This is a genomic window from Bacillus altitudinis (assembly GCF_001191605.1).
Classification (GTDB): Bacteria; Bacillota; Bacilli; order Bacillales; family Bacillaceae; genus Bacillus; species Bacillus altitudinis.
In genome coordinates this window covers 2,762,716-2,780,568 of the sequence record NZ_CP009108.1, presented here as the reverse complement: position 1 = coordinate 2,780,568, position 17,853 = coordinate 2,762,716, and the positions used below count along the sequence as shown (strand labels likewise).

General features: G+C 43.5%; 15 protein-coding genes and 1 pseudogene. 10 read left to right on the top strand and 6 right to left on the bottom strand.

What is annotated here, in order from left to right:
* From ID12_RS13955 to ID12_RS13940, 4 genes are all read right to left on the bottom strand, one after another.
* Entirely contained in the window at positions 1-1,488 is a 1,488-nt protein-coding gene (locus ID12_RS13955) for a spore germination protein (protein ID WP_038475228.1), read from the bottom strand.
* A gap of 78 nt (positions 1,489-1,566) precedes the next feature.
* Positions 1,567-2,907, bottom strand: coding sequence for a (Fe-S)-binding protein (locus ID12_RS13950; RefSeq protein WP_025207466.1), 1,341 nt, complete (start codon positions 2,905-2,907; stop codon positions 1,567-1,569).
* Positions 2,904-4,313: a glycolate oxidase subunit GlcD gene (glcD, locus tag ID12_RS13945; protein WP_025207465.1), complete on the bottom strand. Its 1,410-nt coding sequence runs from the start codon at positions 4,311-4,313 to the stop codon at positions 2,904-2,906. Before glcD ends, ID12_RS13950 begins: the two co-directional genes overlap by 4 nt.
* Positions 4,314-4,390: 77 nt before the next feature.
* Positions 4,391-5,524 (bottom strand): CdaR family transcriptional regulator, encoded by a 1,134-nt coding sequence (locus ID12_RS13940; RefSeq protein WP_007499203.1) that lies wholly within the window; start codon positions 5,522-5,524, stop codon positions 4,391-4,393.
* Positions 5,525-5,646: 122 nt separating this feature from the next.
* Between ID12_RS13940 and ID12_RS13935 the strand changes: the two genes are divergently transcribed.
* Positions 5,647-6,201: a hypothetical protein gene (locus ID12_RS13935; RefSeq protein ID WP_017367394.1), complete on the top strand. Its 555-nt coding sequence runs from the start codon at positions 5,647-5,649 to the stop codon at positions 6,199-6,201.
* 34 nt (positions 6,202-6,235) lie between these two features.
* On the opposite strand, the gene ID12_RS13930 is transcribed toward ID12_RS13935, so the two are convergent.
* Complete coding sequence (locus tag ID12_RS13930; protein ID WP_025207464.1) at positions 6,236-6,625, bottom strand: tautomerase family protein; 390 nt, start codon at positions 6,623-6,625, stop codon at positions 6,236-6,238.
* Positions 6,626-6,746: 121 nt separating this feature from the next.
* Positions 6,747-7,499, bottom strand: coding sequence for a DeoR/GlpR family DNA-binding transcription regulator (locus ID12_RS13925; protein WP_008346634.1), 753 nt, complete (start codon positions 7,497-7,499; stop codon positions 6,747-6,749).
* Between the two features lie 90 nt (positions 7,500-7,589).
* Between ID12_RS13925 and ID12_RS13920 the strand changes: the two genes are divergently transcribed.
* The 9 genes and pseudogenes from ID12_RS13920 to ID12_RS13880 all read left to right on the top strand — a co-directional run bounded on the left by ID12_RS13920 (position 7,590) and on the right by ID12_RS13880 (position 17,846).
* Complete coding sequence (locus tag ID12_RS13920) at positions 7,590-8,477, top strand: tyrosine-protein phosphatase (RefSeq protein WP_025207463.1); 888 nt, start codon at positions 7,590-7,592, stop codon at positions 8,475-8,477.
* Between the two features lie 24 nt (positions 8,478-8,501).
* Positions 8,502-10,037 (top strand): glycoside hydrolase family 10-like protein, encoded by a 1,536-nt coding sequence (locus tag ID12_RS13915; protein WP_025207462.1) that lies wholly within the window; start codon positions 8,502-8,504, stop codon positions 10,035-10,037.
* Between the two features lie 159 nt (positions 10,038-10,196).
* On the top strand, positions 10,197-11,339 hold the full coding sequence (locus tag ID12_RS13910; RefSeq protein ID WP_008346640.1) for an acyl-CoA dehydrogenase family protein: 1,143 nt from the start codon (positions 10,197-10,199) through the stop codon (positions 11,337-11,339).
* Between the two features lie 42 nt (positions 11,340-11,381).
* Positions 11,382-13,019 carry an AMP-binding protein gene (locus tag ID12_RS13905; protein WP_025207461.1) on the top strand — a complete coding sequence of 546 codons (1,638 nt, stop codon included), beginning with the start codon at positions 11,382-11,384 and terminating at the stop codon, positions 13,017-13,019.
* A gap of 8 nt (positions 13,020-13,027) precedes the next feature.
* The gene (locus ID12_RS13900; protein WP_025207460.1) at positions 13,028-14,377 is read left to right on the top strand and encodes an acetyl-CoA carboxylase biotin carboxylase subunit; all 1,350 of its coding nucleotides are present in this window, start codon (positions 13,028-13,030) and stop codon (positions 14,375-14,377) included.
* The gene (locus ID12_RS13895; RefSeq protein WP_008346646.1) at positions 14,374-14,589 is read left to right on the top strand and encodes an acetyl-CoA carboxylase biotin carboxyl carrier protein subunit; all 216 of its coding nucleotides are present in this window, start codon (positions 14,374-14,376) and stop codon (positions 14,587-14,589) included. Before ID12_RS13900 ends, ID12_RS13895 begins: the two co-directional genes overlap by 4 nt.
* Positions 14,590-14,601: 12 nt before the next feature.
* A pseudogene (locus tag ID12_RS13890) lies at positions 14,602-15,506 on the top strand (hydroxymethylglutaryl-CoA lyase).
* Between the two features lie 15 nt (positions 15,507-15,521).
* A complete protein-coding gene (locus ID12_RS13885) occupies positions 15,522-16,304 on the top strand; it encodes an enoyl-CoA hydratase (protein WP_025207459.1) in 783 nt (260 codons plus the stop codon).
* Between the two features lie 18 nt (positions 16,305-16,322).
* Positions 16,323-17,846, top strand: a complete 1,524-nt coding sequence (locus ID12_RS13880; RefSeq protein ID WP_123768175.1) for an acyl-CoA carboxylase subunit beta — start codon at positions 16,323-16,325, stop codon at positions 17,844-17,846.
* Positions 17,847-17,853: the final 7 nt, after the last annotated feature.

Genomic DNA, 17,853 nt, shown 5'->3' with positions numbered 1-17,853 from the left:
TTATTCATAAAAATCATTTTTCCCCTTACGGCCTTGCTTTGGCTTTTGGCGGTGTATTGTTTCATTTTGCGGCCGTAAATTTTCTGGACGTTTTTTCAAAAAGCGGAGCTGGGGACGAATCAAACTACCCTTTAAATCGGCCAATCGAAGTGGAAAGATTGGCTCTAAGTAAGGCTGGCCTATAGACGTTAATTTCATTAAATGTGTAAGAAGAAAAGCCCCCATTAGCGAAATCCCTAGCGCTCCCCACACTTGTGCAGCAAAAAGGAATGGGAAACGTAAGAGACGAATAGCAGACCCCATTTTATATATAGGGGTGACAAAAGAGGCAAGAGCTGATAATGCGACGATAATGAGCAGGATATTACTTGTTAATCCCGCTGCAACCGCAGCCTGTCCGATCACAATACCTCCAACAATCCCGAGCGTCTGTCCGACTTTTGCAGGAAGGCGAGACCCGGCTTCCCTAAGCAGCTCAATCGATATCTCTAAAAATAATGCTTCAATAATAGGCGGAAAGGGAACGAGATAGCGTGATGCGACAATCGTTTCTAATAAGTCCTTAGGAATCAGTTCATAGTGAAACGTTAAAACAGCTACATACAAAGGAGTTGCAAAAATAGAAAAAATCACAGCAAAAATGCGTAACAGCCGAAAGGAGGATGCTGCGATCCAAGACATGTTATAGTCTTCCATTGTAGAAAAATACTCGAGTAAAATTGTAGGTGCAAGCAGGGTATGAGGCGAACCGTCAACCATAATGGCTATTTTTCCTTCCGTTAAACCTGAGGAAACCCTGTCTGGCCGTTCTGTATTTAAAAACAATGGAAAGATTGTATTGGACACATCATAAAGCATTTGCGCAAGATAATTAGAATCTAGAATTTGGTCATAGTCAACATCTTGAATCCGCTGAAGAACGGTTTCAATGTTCTGCGGGTTGGCGATATCCTCTATGTATACAACGGCTACTTTCGTTTGAGAAAGGGTACCAACTGTGTGTTCAACTACTTTAAGGTCAGGAGTGGGCAGCCTACGTCTCAGCAAGTTTAAGTTTGTATCCAGCCCTTCCACAAAGGCTTCCTGCGCACTGATAATCCCGAATTCAATCTCAGGTTGACTCACTTGTCTGCCTTTCTTTTCTTCAATCGGCAAAAGGAGGACTTTGCCCCAGTCTGTCTCAATTCGAACAGCAATACTGCCTCGATGAAGAGCTTCTTCCACTTTTTGAAGGTCCCTCGTAATCACAGCTTGTTCGATTGGGATGTGTTCTTTCAGTTCTTCAAGGGTGGGTGTCAGATGCAATTGCTGAATAAAAGGCAAGATTTGTTCATGAAGGAGATTGCCATTAATTAAAGGACGAAAAAAAGAAATTCTATAAAGGAAACCTTCGGAACTTGATAATTCATTGATAAAATCAGAGGAACGCGATAGTGCCTCAAATACTGAATTCGGGTCTTTCTGTTTTGATTTGTTTTTCTTCAGCACTTGAACCATCTCCTTCCGCGATTTTCCTCTATTATCCAACCAATCGTCTGAAGATATGCATAAAAAAAGCGTTCAGCTTCATGAGCTGGACGCTTTTTTTCCATATTGAACGGCTTCTAATAAAAAGTCAGCCAGATGAATCGCTCTCATGCTAGGCATATGTCCTGCCTTTTTGACGCCTGCTGCCATTTGTAATTGACAGCCTGGATTCGACGTCACAATGGCAGCTGCAGCTGTGTTGCTCGCTTCAGTCATTTTATGATCTAAAATTTGCATCGACATGTCTGGCTGCAAGATATTGTAGATTCCTGCAGATCCGCAGCAGCGGCCAGCATCTTTCATTTCTTTAAACGTTACCCCTTGAATGGCTTTCATGAGCATCCTCGGCGCCTGTTGTACATTCATTCCATTTCGTAAATGACAGGAGTCTTGATAGGTGATCACTTGCGCTGGCAGAGCAAGTGGCACGTGGCGGTGAAACTCCAGCTCTACAAGGATACTTGATATATCGGTTATTTTCTGTGAGAAGGCTTTACTTCGTTTTTGAAAATCTGGGTCATCCTGAAGCAAATGACCGTAATCACTTAAAAAGGCGCCGCAGCCGCCCGCGTTCATGACAATCGCATCGGCATCTGTTTTCTCGAATGTTTCAATATTCCGTTTGGCTAACTGTTTTGCTTGGTCTTTTTCTCCGCTATGACCATGTAGCGCGCCGCAGCACGTTTGTATAGGAGGAACGATCACATCGCAGCCTGCCAGCTGTAAGAGATGAATGGTCGCTTTATTGGTGTTTGAGAAAACTGTATCCATTAAACAGCCAGTAAAAAACGCCACCCGTTTTTTTGCCTGACCAATGGCTTTATATTCATTCAAACGTTTTTTCTTTTGAGGCGGCACCTTTGGAAGTGCCTGTTCCATCAACTGTAAATGGGAGGGAAGCACCTTCAGTATGCGCGTCTTCCTGGCGGCTGTTTGCAGACCAGATGTTTGATAAAATCGAAGAAAACTAGCAGCTTGTCGCATACGACTTTGTGACGGAAAGAGACCTTTAAACACAACACGTCTCATCAATTTGACGGGAAACGATTGTTTTTTATGTTGTTGAATAATGTCTCTTGCATCTTCTAGCAGCTGTCCATACTTGACGCCAGAAGGGCAGACTGGTTCACATGCACGACAGCCAAGACAGAGATTAAGAGAATGTTCAACATCTTCATCTGGCTCAATGACGCCATCTCTTACAGCTTTCATTAACGCAATTCGGCCCCGAGGAGAGTGCGTTTCTTGTTGTCCAGATTCAATATAGGTAGGGCAGGAAGGGAGGCAGAATCCGCAGCGCATGCAATTAAGCAGCTCCTTTTCATCCATTTGCTCCTGAAACTGCTGCTGGATCTCTTTTTGCTTAGAAGAAGAACTCATGAGACCACCACTCGCTTTCTTGAGGCTTTTCCAAACACTTTATCTGGGTTCATGATATGTGCAGGGTCAAGTGCCTGTTTAATCGCCTTCATGGCAGCGATTCCTTCTTTTTTGACCTTCAGCTCCAAATAGGGCGCTTTCATTAGACCCACGCCATGTTCGCCTGTAATCGTGCCGCCAAGGGCAACGGTTTTTTCAAAAATGGCCTGAAAAGCAGCTTCTACCCGTTTCATTTCTTCTTCATTTCTTGCATCTGTCGCACAAGTGGGGTGTAAGTTGCCATCACCTGCATGACCAAACGTACAAATGTTCACCTCGTACTTTCGTGCAATGTCTTCGATTGCACGAACCATATTGGCAATTTCAGACCGGGGGACGGTCGCATCTTCTAAAATCGTTGTAGGACTTAATCGAGCGAGGGCGGATAAAGCAGAGCGTCTCGCTGCTAAGAGCGCACTTGCCTCTTCTTCTGAATGTGCAATCTTGACGCTTTTAGCCCCGTGCTGCTCACAGACTTCTGCGATTTTTTGGATATCACGAGAAACAGCTTCAGGGTTGCCGTCCTGTTCAATTAATAACACAGCTTGAACGTCGGTGGGCAGGCCGATGTTTGCAAAATCTTCAACGACTTCAAGGGTCGGCTGATCCATAAATTCTAATGTAGCAGGAATGATACGCTCAGCAATGATGGCCGATACAGAAGTCGCAGCTTCTTCCAGGCTTTCGTATAAACAAAGCATTGTTTGTTTCGTTTCTGGAAGCGGCAGGAGCTTTAGCACCGCTTCTGTGACAATCCCGAGTGTTCCTTCTGAACCAACGAACAATCGAGTCATATCATATCCAGCGACATCTTTTGCAAGCTTTCCGCCTGTTTTGATGATGTCACCATTTGGCAAAACCACTTCAAGCCCAAGGACATAATCTCTTGTCACTCCATACTTTAACCCCCGCAGCCCCCCTGAATTTTCGTTAATATTGCCGCCTAATGTGGAAATTTTCATAGAGCTTGGATCAGGCGGGTAGAAGAGGCCTTTTTCCTCTACTTGATGAATCAATTCCTGCGTAATTAAGCCAGGCTGCACCGTTGCGGTTAAATTTTCTTCGTCTATTTCTAATAATTGGTTCATTCTAGTAAAGAGAATTACCAATCCGCCCTGAGTAGGGCATGTTCCTGCGCACAGATTCGTCCCTGAGCCTCTTGGGACGATCGGCACCTTGTAAGAGGCGCACAGTTTCACAATTTGCTGCACTTCTTCAGCCGTGTGAGGCCGCACGATCGCATCTGGCATCTGTTGAAAATTTGGTGTCGCATCATAAGAGTAGGCAAGACGATCCGCCTTGCTGTCTTGGACATTGGGCGCACCGACAATCTCTTTTAATTGATTTGAAAATTCTGAATCTAGCATATACAATCACTCCCGCTCATTTAACGTCTCGTTTCTACCAGTATAAAAAAAGAACCGTCACATGACTATAGACGATTCTACAAAATATCAGGCTGTTTTATCGTATTTTTTGTATCATGATCTAAAAGTAGCAAGGCCAAATAAAAAAGCATCGCATCTTGCATACGCTTTGGATCAAGTGTCGTTAAATCCTGAATCCGTTTTAATCTGTAATGAAGTGTATTAATATGGACATGCATAGCTTCTGCTGTATGTTTCAATGAGTAATCCGAAGCGATGAGTACCCGCAATGTTTTCACTAGTTCTGGATAGGGGAAAAGGGACGCAATCGTTCGATCAAGAAACGCATCTTTTGTTTCCTGACTGATTTCCTCCATAAAAAGTTCAAGCGTCAAATCTTCATCAAACACAATGGGTGTTTCAGCATGCGCCAATTTTAAAGCGCGAAACGCTTGATGAAAGGACTGCTTCATGACATGAGAAGCTGCTGGTTTTCCTGCCCCCATTAAAATCCTCGATGGTGACAGCGCTGCGAGCGCAGCATGAATATGGAACAAGCGCTTGTGCCATGTTTCTCGACCATCTGGTGTGGCTTGTAGCATGAGCAAAAAACGTGCATGCCCCCAGCGCACAATGATCTCCTGATTGGTCAGGTGCAATTTGTCCTTCATCAGTTTGTATTGATCCTGCTTCATAAACGATTCGTCTTGACAATCAATGAGAATAGCGACACGCTGCTTGTTGACATCAAAGCCAAGCCGCTGCGCCTTCTCGGTCATACCTGCCGCTGTCTCTGGCAGATGAAGCCAGTCGAATACAAATGCTTCAAGCTGCCGTTCATCTGTTTCCGTTTCTTGAAAAAATTCATGCTCTTGAATGAGCAGCTCCGTCATTTTCCGTAAAATGTCGCCAAAAGGGGAGACATGCCTTGGATCACCTGTCATTCCAATGACCCCAATGACTTCTTGTTTAAAATAAATAGGCAGATTGATACCGGCTTTGACGCCTTTCATCTGCAGCACATCATCCTTTGTGAGAATTCGTTTCTGCCCTTCTAAGGATGTGACATATGCTCCTTCATGAAATTGACCAATGCGTGCTGGATCTGTTGCAGCAATAATGGTACCGTTTGTTTGTGTGATGATGATTTCTTCCGTCAGTACCTTTTTGACCTCATCTACGATTTTTTCTGCCAGTGTCATTGTGAGCAAAACGGTCCCCTCCGAGATGTTTTTTCCACTATCATACCATCATATGCTCAGGCATATCTTTCTTTTCATGTGTTATGCTAAAATAAAAAACGCATATGAAGTAGATGAAAGGAGATACAGTCATGTCACTGCAAAATCGCTTACAAGATTTATTGAAAGAAGGGCAGGCGCTCACCGACTTTGAATATAACAAAGCCGCAAGTCAAAATTGGCCGTTAGAAGGGGCAAAAATGACAGAAGAAGCACGCTTTGCTGATGTTTATATAGAACGTGTAGACAAGGAATCGGAGGAAATGATTCAAACAGAAAATGCTTCCTTTTTAAATACACCTCTTACATACGTAAAAAAACAACAAAAAGAATTCATTTATATCGAGTCGAAGTGGTTTGATGTGGTGAGAGCCGACGGACTTGCCATAGAATGGGATGAAGTATTTCAGACGTATACCGTGTTATTCGGATTGAAGCGTCCTAAAAAAGATACTGGATTACTAAAAGAGATGCTCTCAACATTAAATGGTGCTCAGCTTCAATTTAATGGGCAAGACGGGTTATTTGATATCAACATTCCGCTTCTTGAACTAGAGGACATCAAAGAAGATACACCTTTGATTGGTGTGATCTCAGCAGTGTACCGCTATTTATTCAACTTGCTCATGCAGCTTGAAAATGAATGAATCAAAAAACGGCTCACATTCCTGAGCCGTTTTTTTAGAGCCATCCTCTTATGAATTGAGCCTCACCCATCCCAAAGCTCCAATCGGCGTCTCCATTTTCCACGATGGAGATCATCACATCCGACTTGGCAACCCCGCATTCTTTTTCTATACGTTCTGCGATTTGTGCATAAAGCTGTTCCTTTTGTTCTTTCGTCCGCTGTTTACTGACAACACTAATGACAACCAGATCCTTTGTTCTCGGATAACCAAGCCCAGTGTCTTCAATGATCATCTCTTCAGGGCGGTGCTGATGAACAATTTGATAGCGATCTCGTTCAGGTACCCCAAAGGCATCAACCATTGCTTCATGGCAAGTGTCCAGCAGTTTTTTTAATTCCTCTTTTGAACGGCCTTCTATCACGTCAAAACGTAACAACGGCATCAGGTCAACCTCCAAACATGTGTTAAATGTACAATCATAATGTAACCAACACTTCGCCGTTTCACTCTTTTGCGCATAAGAAAAAAGCCAAAACATTGGCGCTTGGCTTTTTTGCTCTGGACTAAGGCGTGACAAACTTCACATCATGCTCTTTTCCATATTGAAGGTAATCTTCATTTGGTTGTTCATTCGTCACGACGATGTCTATGTCTTTTAAGTCACAAAACGTGGTCAAGGCATAATGGTCAAACTTACTATCATCGACTAATAAAAAGGTTTTGGCGTTTTTTTCAACGAGCGTTTTTTTAATATCTGTCTCAAGCGGGGAGGAATTCGTGACGCCATGATCAATGGATAAACCCGTTGATGCAATAAATGCTTTATTGACATTGTATGCTTTGAGACGTTCAACACTTTGATAACCAACGAAAGAATTTGTTTTTCGCTCTAGCATACCCCCGGTTGAAAAGATGGTGAGGTGTTCATAAGGCATAGCCTGTGTAATGAAATCCACGTTATTTGTCACAACGGTAATCTGTTTCTCCTTCAAATAGGGAAGCATCTCCAGTGTCGTTGTACCAGAATCAACAAAAATCATATCACCATGTTCAACAAAAGCGGCGGCAGCCTGTCCGATCAATTGTTTTTTACTCAGCTGACGAGTCTTTCGCTCCTGATACACCACCAATGTTGAGTGATTCACAGCGACGCCGCCGTACACTTTCTTTAGCACGCCGGATTCTACCAATGCTTGTACATCTCGGCGTATGGTGTTTTTTGAGACGCCAAAATGCGTCACAAGCTCATCAAGAGAGGCAGATTCCCGGTCAAATACATACTCTTTTATTTGCTGAATACGTTTTGTTTTTATCATGCTACAATCTCCAATCAATACGAATATGCTGATTCTATTATAACAATAATTCCACGTAAAAGATGTCACTGATCAACATGCGAGAATCGAATGATCTTTTTCTCTTATCTTTTCTCATTTTTCATAAAAGCGTATGATAGAGAAAAGAGGATAGAAAGGATATTCACTTCTATGAATGAACGCAACATACAATTTTCAAAGCTTGCAAATTTTAGAGAGGTAGGGGGACTCCAAACAACGGATCAGATGGTCATCAAACAAGGAATGATTTATCGATCTGCTGATTTATCACGTCTCACGAAGCAAGACATATTGACGTTCTCAACACTTGGAATTCAAACGGTTTGTGACCTGCGTACAAGCTCAGAACGAAAATCACACCCACCAAAGATCATGGAACATGACAAAATTGTTCATATCCCTATGCAGCCTGACAGCATGATGCCTAGCAAATGGACCATGTTTCGTATGCTGATAGCAGAAGGAAAATCTCTATCCTTTACACCGATCATGAAAGATGTATATCAAAGCATGCTCTATGAGCGAAAAAAAGAGATTCAGCAATTGTTTACATTACTGTCAGATGAAAAAAATTATCCACTTATGCTTCACTGTACAAGCGGAAAGGACCGTACAGGCTTTTTATCTGCTCTTATTCAATTAGCAGCGGGTGTGCCGGTGCATACCGTTTTAAGTGAATACATGCGTTCCAATGAAGGCGTGAAAATACTAGTGAAAAGACAAGAACGATTTGTTCGTATGATGAGTTTATATCGGGTGTCAAAAGAACAAATTCAACCCCTGCTCGGTGTGCAGCAAGATTATCTTGAAGATGTACTGAATGAGATGATGGATACATACGGAAGTGCAGAGCGGTATTTACTAGAAGCCTGCGACGTCCCTAAAGCTCAGCTGCTTAAAGTAAAAAACATCTTGCTTACACCATCTGCTGGCATTCCATCACAAAACGCAGAATAAACTTAATATGAGGTGATGCAAAACATGCTGAAAAAGATCAGTATGACGGTTCTGACACTAGTTTTCATGGGTGTCTTCTTATTGATTCCGTCTAGCAGTCTAGCTCGTTCGATGCCAAAAGGGAAGCTTGAGAGCACAAGAGAGATGCGTGCAGTGTGGGTCGCATCAGTTTATAACTTAGATTGGCCTTCAAAGAAAGGACTGCCCGCAGATGAGCAGAAACAAGAGTTCATTCAACTGTTAGACGACATCAAAGCGATGAATATGAACACCGTCATCATGCAAATTAAACCAACAGCAGATGCCTTTTATCCGTCGAAATTCGGGCCATGGTCTGAATATTTGACTGGTACACAAGGGAAAGACCCTGGATATGACCCGCTTGAATTTATGATAGAAGAAGCACATAAACGCGGCCTTGAATTTCATGCTTGGTTTAACCCTTATCGAATCACCATGAATCATACCGATCTCAACCGGTTATCAGCCGATCATCCTGCAAGAGCACACCCTGAGTGGACCATCGCCTACGGAAATCAGCTGTACTTTAATCCAGGCATTCCTGATGCTCAGGACTTCATTGTTGACGGGATAGAGGAAGTAGTGAAAAACTACGATATTGATGCGGTGCATATGGATGATTATTTTTACCCGAATAAAATCGCTGGTGTGCCATTTCCAGATCAAGAAACGTATGAAACTTACGGGCAGAAATTCACACACATAGAAGATTGGCGAAGAGATAATGTGAACGAGCTAGTGAAGCAAATCAATAACACCATTAAGAAAGAAAAGCCGTATGTGAAATTCGGCATTAGCCCATTTGGTGTATGGCGCAACATAAAAGATGACCCAACCGGTTCAAACACAACAGCAGGGATGACCAATTATGATGATTTGTATGCTGATACAAGAGAATGGATACAGCAGCACCATATTGATTATATCACCCCGCAAATTTATTGGAGTATCGGCTTTCAGCCCGCTGCCTATGATGTGCTGACGAAATGGTGGTCAAATGAAGTGAAGGGGCAGCCTGTTCATTTGTACATTGGTCAAGCGACGTATAAAATCAATCAAAACAGTGATCCTGCTTGGTCTGATCCAGAGGAGTATTTTCGCCAGATCGAGCTGAACAGGCAGTCACAGCTCGTACAAGGAAGCATGCATTTTAGTCTGAAAGATATCAATCGGAATCCCTTGAATGTAAAGAAACGATTAATAGAAGAAACCTATAGCAAACCAGCTCTCATACCAGAGATGCCATGGCTTCATCAAAAAGCGCCAAAAAAACCAATCATCCAATCTGTGAAAAAGACAGAGGATGGCGCAGTTTTACAGATACAAAATGATCCGCGCTCTAGTGCATCCTATTATGCAGTCTATCGATTGTCGAATAAAGGGACATACGAATTTGTGCAAACGGTCAGAAAAGAAACAGGTTCCTTCACACAAACGAAAGACATTTTAGCCAATCAAAAGAAGAGCTATACCTATAAAGTGACGGCACTCAATCGCCTTCATCATGAAAGCAAACCTTCTACAAAAACAGTAAAATAACAAAGACAGCATAAATGAGGGTTTTCCTCCATTTATGCTTTTTTGCTTTCTCTATTTTTCTACTATTTTTATTTTAATTTTCTGAATTCAATCAAGCTTGGCATGAAGCAGCTATTTCAATAATAAATATGATAGAAAAGCGCCAAAGGGGGAAGCAAAATGGATTTTGAATTAACGAAAGAGCAGCAAATGATCCGTCAGATGGTCAAAGAATTTGCAAAAACAGAAATTGCACCGCACGCTCAAACTGTTGATGAACAGGCAGCATTTCCCGTAAAAACATTTCAAAAAATGGGGGAGCTCGGTTTTATGGGTATACCCTTTCCAGAGAAATATGGAGGATCTGGAGGAGATACGATCTCGTATGCACTGGCAGTCGAGGAAATTGGAAAACAGTGTGCGAGTACAGGTTTAAGTTATGCCGCAGCGGTTTCCTTAGGCGCAAGTCCACTTTATTACTTCGGGACGGAGGAGCAAAAGATGGACCATCTTGTTCCATTAGCCTCTGGAACAGCGCTTGGCTCCTTCGGATTAACAGAACCAAACGCTGGATCAGATGCAAAAGGAACAAAAACAAAAGCCATTCAAGACGGACAAGAATATGTCATCAGTGGGGAAAAGTGCTGGATCACAAATGCCAATTATGCCAGAACGATCATTGTCACCGCTGTAACAGATCATGATGAAAACGGACGTCCGATCATCTCCGCCTTTATTGTGGAGAAAGGGCAAAAGGGACTGTCGATTACAAATCCATATGACAAAATGGGGGTTCGCGGTTCAGATACAGCTGAAATCATTTTAGACGAAGTACGTGTACCAGCGCATCATATATTGGGAGACAAATCGAAAGGATTCAAGCAATTTTTATATACATTAGACGGCGGACGAATTTCCATTGCAGCCTTATCTGTCGGAATTGCACAAGCGGCACTTGATGCTTCACTTTCCTATGCAAAAGAAAGAAAGCAATTTGGAAAGACGCTCTCATCCTTCCAGGCCATCCAGTTTAAGCTGGCGGATATGGCGATGCAAATAGAGCTTGCAAGACAAATGGTCTGGAAAGCCGCTTGGCTGAAAGATCAAGGCAAACCATTTACAAAAGAAGCGGCCTATGCCAAACTGTTTGCTTCAGAAATGGCCACAAAAGCGAGTCTTGATGCGGTCCAAATTCATGGCGGAACAGGCTATATGAAAGAATGCGGTGTTGAACGGCTTGTGAGAGATGCCAAGCTGATGGAAATCGGAGAAGGAACCTCTGAAATTCAGCGGCTCGTGATCGCAAGACAGCTGTTAGCGTAATACCTTAATGAAAACGCTTACTATGCATGAGGGAGGAAAGCAATGATGTCGATTCATCCGCAAACGATTGGCTCCCTATTAAGAGAAAAAAAAGAACAGCATCCAGCACATGAAGCCATTGTTTACCCAGAACGTTCTTTACGTTATTCGTACGAAGCGTTTTATCAAGAGGTCAAGGCAACAGGTAAAGGTCTCATGGCATTAGGGGTTCAAAAGGGAGATCACATCGCCATTATGGCACCAAATATACCTGAATGGCTCATTCTTCAATTTGCCTGCGCCTCCATTGGTGCTGTTCTTGTCACTGTGAATACCAATTTTCAATCACAGGAACTCGCCTATTTACTCAAGCATTCTGACAGCAAAATGTTGTTTATTGTAGACGGCTTTAAAGAAACGTCCTATGTCAACATGCTTGAAGAGCTGATTCCAGAACTTCAAACCGCTCATCAAGAGGAAATCACTTCCACACAATTTCCTTATTTAAAAAGATGTATCTATATCGGTCAGCATGTACCAAACGGCATGCTCAGCTGGGATCGTCTTCAAGTGGCAGCCAAAAGAACCGAAGATCATGAATGGGAGAAGCGAATGAATGAGCTCACGCCTGATGACGTTATTAATATGCAGTACACTTCAGGCACAACCGGCTATCCAAAAGGCGTCATGCTCAGCCACACAAACATCGTCTGTAATGCGAGTCAGATCGCAGATTGTATGAAATTAACAGAGCAGGACCGTATGTGTATCCCAGTGCCGTTTTTTCATTGCTTCGGCTCTGTTCTTGGTGTACTTGCTTGTCTCACAAAAGGGGGAACGATCATTCCACTTGAATCATTCCATCCAGAACGAGTCCTTCAAACAGTAGAAAAAGAAAAATGCACGGTTCTTCACGGTGTACCAACCATGTTCATCGCAGAGCTCGATCATCCAAATTTCCACTCTTATGACCTGTCCACATTACGAACGGGGATTATGGCCGGTTCACTCTGCCCATCCCACGTCATGAAAGCAGTCATTGAAAAAATGGGATTAAGAGAGCTCACGATTGCCTATGGTCAAACCGAAAGTTCACCCGTCATTACCCAAACAAGAACCGATGATTCGTTTGAAAGACGTGTTCAAACGGTCGGACGTGCGCTTCCTCAAATTGAAGTCAAAATTGCTTTACCAGGGACATCAGAAGAAGTGCCAAGAGGACAGCAAGGAGAGCTTTGTACAAGAGGTTACCATGTCATGAAGGGCTATTATAAAAACGAAGAAGCAACAAATGAAGTCATTGATGAGGACGGATGGCTTCATACAGGGGATTTAGCTGAGATGGATCATGACGGTTATGTGAAAATCACAGGCCGGCTCAAAGATATGATCATCAGAGGCGGAGAGAATGTGTACCCAAAAGAGATTGAGGATGTCCTATACACTCACCCTGCCATTCTTGACGCACAGGTCGTTGGTATTCCTGACGAGACATACGGCGAGGAAGCAGCCGCATTCATTCGGCTGAAACAAGGGAAGTCGGTCTCAATTGAGACATTAACGAGCTATTGTCAGTCACAAATGGCACGCTACAAAATCCCGAAATACTTTTTCATTACAGATGAGTACCCAATGACCGCCTCAGGCAAAATTCAGAAATTCCGCTTGAAAAAGCAGGCGCTTGATCTAATAAAGGAGTGAAGGCAGCGATGTTTGAACAAGTATTGATCGCCAATCGAGGCGAAATTGCCCGTAGAGTGATTCGGACATGTAAACGGCTCGGAATCAAAACCGTTGCCGTTTATTCAGAGGCTGATCAGCATGCACTTCATGTGCAAGAAGCAGACAGCGCTTATTATATCGGCGGCGCTAAAGTTTCTGAAAGCTATTTAAACATGGAAGCGATCATTAAGGTTGCCAAACAAACAAATGCTGATGCTATCCACCCAGGGTATGGTCTTTTATCAGAAAATGCGGCATTTGCTGAGCGCTGCCGGAGCGAGGGCATTGCCTTTATTGGACCATCTGCACAAGTCATTCAGCAGATGGGAAATAAAATTGAAGCGAGAAAAACGATGGAACAAGCGGGCATCCCAATCGTTCCTGGTGTTTCAGCCCCGCTTCATGATGCAGACGAAGGGGTTCATAAAGCACAGACACTCGGCTATCCCATTATGCTAAAAGCATCAAGCGGCGGCGGTGGGATTGGTATGCAGCTCGTCCGCAACGACGAAGAGCTGCATCGAGCGTTTGAAGGAAATCAAAAAAGAGCACAAAGTTTCTTTCAAGACGGTACGTTGTACATGGAAAAGGTGATTGAACACGCACGGCACATCGAAATTCAAGTTCTTTTTGATTCGTTCGGTCACGGCGTTCACTTATTTGAAAGAGATTGTTCACTCCAAAGAAGACATCAGAAAATTGTTGAAGAGGCACCAGCCGTCTGTCTTGAAGAAACGGTGAGACAGCAAATGGGACAGATGGCCGTCAAAGCTGCCAAAGCGATTGGGTATGAAAATGCGGGCACGATTGAATGTTTAGTCGATCAAAACCAGCAATTTTATTTCTTAGAAATGAATACGAGATTGCAAGTAGAACACCCTGTCACTGAAGAAATTACTGGGATTGACCTTGTCGAGGAGCAGCTAAAAATTGCAGCATTAGAGCCCCTGTCTTTTAGCCAAGAGGATATTCATCAAATTGGGCATGCGATTGAAGTCAGAATATACGCTGAAGACCCTGTGACATTTTACCCTTCGCCAGGCACGATCACTCGGCTTTCTACACCTGATGCCCCATATATCCGTCATGAGTTAAGCGTAACGAGCGGAAGTGTCATTACCCCATTTTACGATCCAATGATTGCGAAAATGATTGTGTACGGTGATACTCGAAAACTCGCCATAGAACGATTAAAAGCAGCATTACAAGCATATGAAATAGAAGGGATCAAAACCAATGTACCGCTTTTAAAGGAAATGGCCGAATCAACTGCCTTTTTACATGGCAGCATCACAACCGATTTTCTGATGAAAAAAAGGGAGGAAAACCGTTCATGAAAACTGTCACGATACAAATGGCCGGAAACTTATGGAAGCTTCTTGTGAAACAGGGTGATGATGTGCAAAAAGGACAGGAAGTCGCCATCTTAGAATCCATGAAAATGGAGATTCCCATTGTTGCAGAAGAAGCAGGTGTGATCAGTAAAGTGTATAAGGCGGAGGGGGACTTTGTTGACGAGGGAGAGGTACTTTTGGAGCTGACAGAATAGGGGGAAAGCCGCATGGCATTACCAAAAAACGTGCTCATTAGAGAGGTCGGCCCGCGCGATGGCCTGCAAAATGAATCCGTTTGGCTGGACACAATGGAGAAGCGAACATGGATCCATTTACTCGAAGAAGCCCATCTTCCTTATATTGAAGTCACCTCATTTGTTCATCCGAAATGGGTTCCAGCCTTAAAAGACGCCAAAGAATTAGCCCAATCATTAAACAAAAAAGAGGATATTACCTATGCCGCACTCATCCCAAATGAAAAGGGGTTAGCTCATTTTTTTGAAGCAAACCTTGAGCTAGGGGCTATGTTTATCTCAGCGAGTGAGACACATAACAAAAAGAATATGAATCGATCTATACAGGAAACATTGCCTGTGATCAAACAAATGACAGCCGATTTAAAAGCAGAAGGACGGCAAACGCGGGCCTATATTTCAACCGTGTTTGGATGTCCTTATGAAAAACAAGTGCCGATGGACCAAGTGCTGCGATTAACGGAACAGCTGCTCTCCTTCGGCATTGATGAAATATCACTCGGGGATACCATTGGGGAAGCCCATCCGCTACAAGTAGAAAGACGGTTAGACCTTTTACTTGAACGCTTTCCTGCTGATAAAATTGCGCTTCATTTTCATGATACGAAAGGAATGGGGCTTGCCAATATTTATACAGCATTAAAAGCCGGCATCACCATATTTGATGCCTCTAGCGGGGGCTTGGCGGCTGTCCTTATGCACCTGGCTCCAGCGGAAACGTGGCGACAGAAGACGTGGTGCACATGCTTCACAAACTCGGGATCGAAACAAATGTCGACCTCCCTCGCTTGATTAAAGCGGCTGAATGGATTGAAGCAAAAGTGGATCGAACCCTGCCAAGTCACTGTTTACGCGCTTTTCAGTCTCACACTACTTGATAAAGGGTGAATCACATGACTTCATTGGTCCATTTTTCAATACAAGATGATCACATTGGCATCATGACCTTAAACAGACCAGCACAAGCCAATGCTCTATCAGCTGCTATGCTAGAGGAAATCAATCAAACGATTCAAGAAATCAAACATGATGAAAACATCCGCTGTTTGCTCATGACAGGAGCTGGCGCTAAAGTTTTTTGCGCAGGAGCAGACTTAAAAGAACGGCGATTGATGTCAGCACAAGAAGCCAAAGAAGCCGTTCTGACCATTCAGCAAACCTTTACAGACATTGAATCTTTGCCTGTTCCTGTCATTGCCGTGATAAACGGACACGCACTTGGCGGAGGTCTTGAGCTCGCGCTCGCCTGTGATCTCCGCATCGCAAGAGCGGGTGCAGCGCTCGGCCTGCCGGAAACAGGACTAGCTATCCTGCCGGGAGCAGGGGGCACACAAAGACTTCCGCGCCTGATCGGACCCGGGAAAGCGAAAGAAATGATCTTCACAGGCACTTCTTTACGAGCAGAAGAAGCCGTTCAAATCGGACTGATTGAACGTATCTCTACAGCCGATTCACTGATGAATGATGCCATCACACTCGCAAAACAAATCACCAAAAATGCACCGATCGCTTTAAAAGAAGCAAAACAAGCCATTCAATCCAGCCTTGATCACGATTTACAAACAGGTCTGACGAAAGAATACGAAGCTTATCTGCGGCTTATTCATACAGAAGATCGACTAGAAGGTCTCAAGGCTTTTCAAGAAAAACGAACGCCTCATTACATTGGCAAATAGCAAGAAAGGGGAATGTTTATGATCGAAGAATATGAATTTAAAAAACAACGAATTGAAAAGGGCGGGGCAGAACGCTACCATCAAAAAAACAAAGAAAAAGGAAAATTATTTGTCCGTGATCGGCTTCATTTGCTATTAGATGAGGATTCTTTCATTGAAGATGCCATGTTTGCAGAGTGCAAAGATGAACATTTACCAGCAGATGGTGTCGTCACAGGAACCGGGCGTATGAATGGGCAGACTGTTTGTGTCATGGCAAACGACTCTACGGTTAAAGCAGGATCGTGGGGCGTCAAAACAGTAGAAAAAATCATTCGAATTCAAGAAACGGCCGAGAAGCTCAATTGTCCAATGCTGTATTTAGTCGATTCTGCGGGTGCAAGAATCACCGATCAAATCGCAATGTTTCCAGGCAGAAGAGGAGCAGGGCGAATTTTTTATAACCAAGTCAAGCTGTCTGGACGCATTCCTCAAATTTGTTTACTATTCGGTCCTTCTGCTGCCGGTGGTGCGTATATCCCTGCTTTTTGTGACATTGTCGTCATGGTCGAAGGAAATGCATCCATGTATTTAGGGTCGCCGCGAATGGCTGAAATGGTGATTGGTGAAAAAGTATCACTTGAGGAAATGGGCGGTGCGAAAATGCATTGTAGCATTTCTGGATGCGGAGATATATTAGCCAAAACAGAGGAAGAGGCCATTCAAATTGCACGTGATTATTTAACCTATATGCCTGCCAACTATACAGAAAAACCAAAAACGACAGCAGCAAAAGCACCTAAACCATCTGAAACCACCATCCAAGACTTAATCCCTAAAGGCCAGAATACCCCATTTGATATGTATCAACTCATCGATTTACTGATTGATGAAGGGTCATTTTTTGAAATCAAAAAGCTGTTTGCCGCAGAGTTAATCACAGGCTTTGGCAGAATGAACGGTCAGCCTATCGGTCTCATTGCCAATCAGCCAAGGGTCAAAGGCGGCGTATTATTCCACGACTCAGCTGATAAAGCCGCCAAGTTTATTCAGCTTTGTGATGCCTTTCATATCCCGCTGCTCTTTCTCGCGGACATACCAGGATTTATGATTGGAACAAAAGTGGAACAAGCCGGCATTATTCGTCATGGGGCAAAAATGATCTCCGCTATGTCAGAGGCGACCGTTCCGAAAATATCCGTCATCGTCCGTAAAGCATACGGAGCAGGACTATATGCAATGGCAGGCCCTGCTTTTGAGCCCGACTGCTGTCTCGCTCTTCCATCGGCGCAAATCGCTGTGATGGGTCCAGAAGCCGCTGTAAATGCCGTCTATGCAAATAAAATTGCAGAACTCCCGCCCGAAGAGAGGGCTTCATTTATACAAGAGAAACGGAAGGAATACCAGGAAGATATGAATATCTATGAGCTTGCCTCTGAAATGATTGTCGATGGCGTCATCCCATTTGACCGTCTAAGAACGGAACTTTGTCATAGATTAGTAGCCTATTCATCGAAAGACATGACATTTACGAAACGAAAACATCCGGTCTATCCGGTCTAAAGGGGGC

Coding starts and splice junctions, on each gene's coding strand:
- ID12_RS13950 (WP_025207466.1), bottom strand. CDS start 2,907: ATGAGTTCTTCTTCTAAGCAAAAAGAGATCCAGCAGCAGTTTCAGGAG.
- glcD (WP_025207465.1), bottom strand. CDS start 4,313: ATGCTAGATTCAGAATTTTCAAATCAATTAAAAGAGATTGTCGGTGCG.
- ID12_RS13935 (WP_017367394.1), top strand. CDS start 5,647: ATGTCACTGCAAAATCGCTTACAAGATTTATTGAAAGAAGGGCAGGCG.
- ID12_RS13930 (WP_025207464.1), bottom strand. CDS start 6,625: ATGCCGTTGTTACGTTTTGACGTGATAGAAGGCCGTTCAAAAGAGGAA.
- ID12_RS13925 (WP_008346634.1), bottom strand. CDS start 7,499: ATGATAAAAACAAAACGTATTCAGCAAATAAAAGAGTATGTATTTGAC.
- ID12_RS13920 (WP_025207463.1), top strand. CDS start 7,590: ATGATCTTTTTCTCTTATCTTTTCTCATTTTTCATAAAAGCGTATGAT.
- ID12_RS13915 (WP_025207462.1), top strand. CDS start 8,502: ATGCTGAAAAAGATCAGTATGACGGTTCTGACACTAGTTTTCATGGGT.
- ID12_RS13910 (WP_008346640.1), top strand. CDS start 10,197: ATGGATTTTGAATTAACGAAAGAGCAGCAAATGATCCGTCAGATGGTC.
- ID12_RS13905 (WP_025207461.1), top strand. CDS start 11,382: ATGATGTCGATTCATCCGCAAACGATTGGCTCCCTATTAAGAGAAAAA.
- ID12_RS13900 (WP_025207460.1), top strand. CDS start 13,028: ATGTTTGAACAAGTATTGATCGCCAATCGAGGCGAAATTGCCCGTAGA.
- ID12_RS13895 (WP_008346646.1), top strand. CDS start 14,374: ATGAAAACTGTCACGATACAAATGGCCGGAAACTTATGGAAGCTTCTT.
- ID12_RS13885 (WP_025207459.1), top strand. CDS start 15,522: ATGACTTCATTGGTCCATTTTTCAATACAAGATGATCACATTGGCATC.
- ID12_RS13880 (WP_123768175.1), top strand. CDS start 16,323: ATGATCGAAGAATATGAATTTAAAAAACAACGAATTGAAAAGGGCGGG.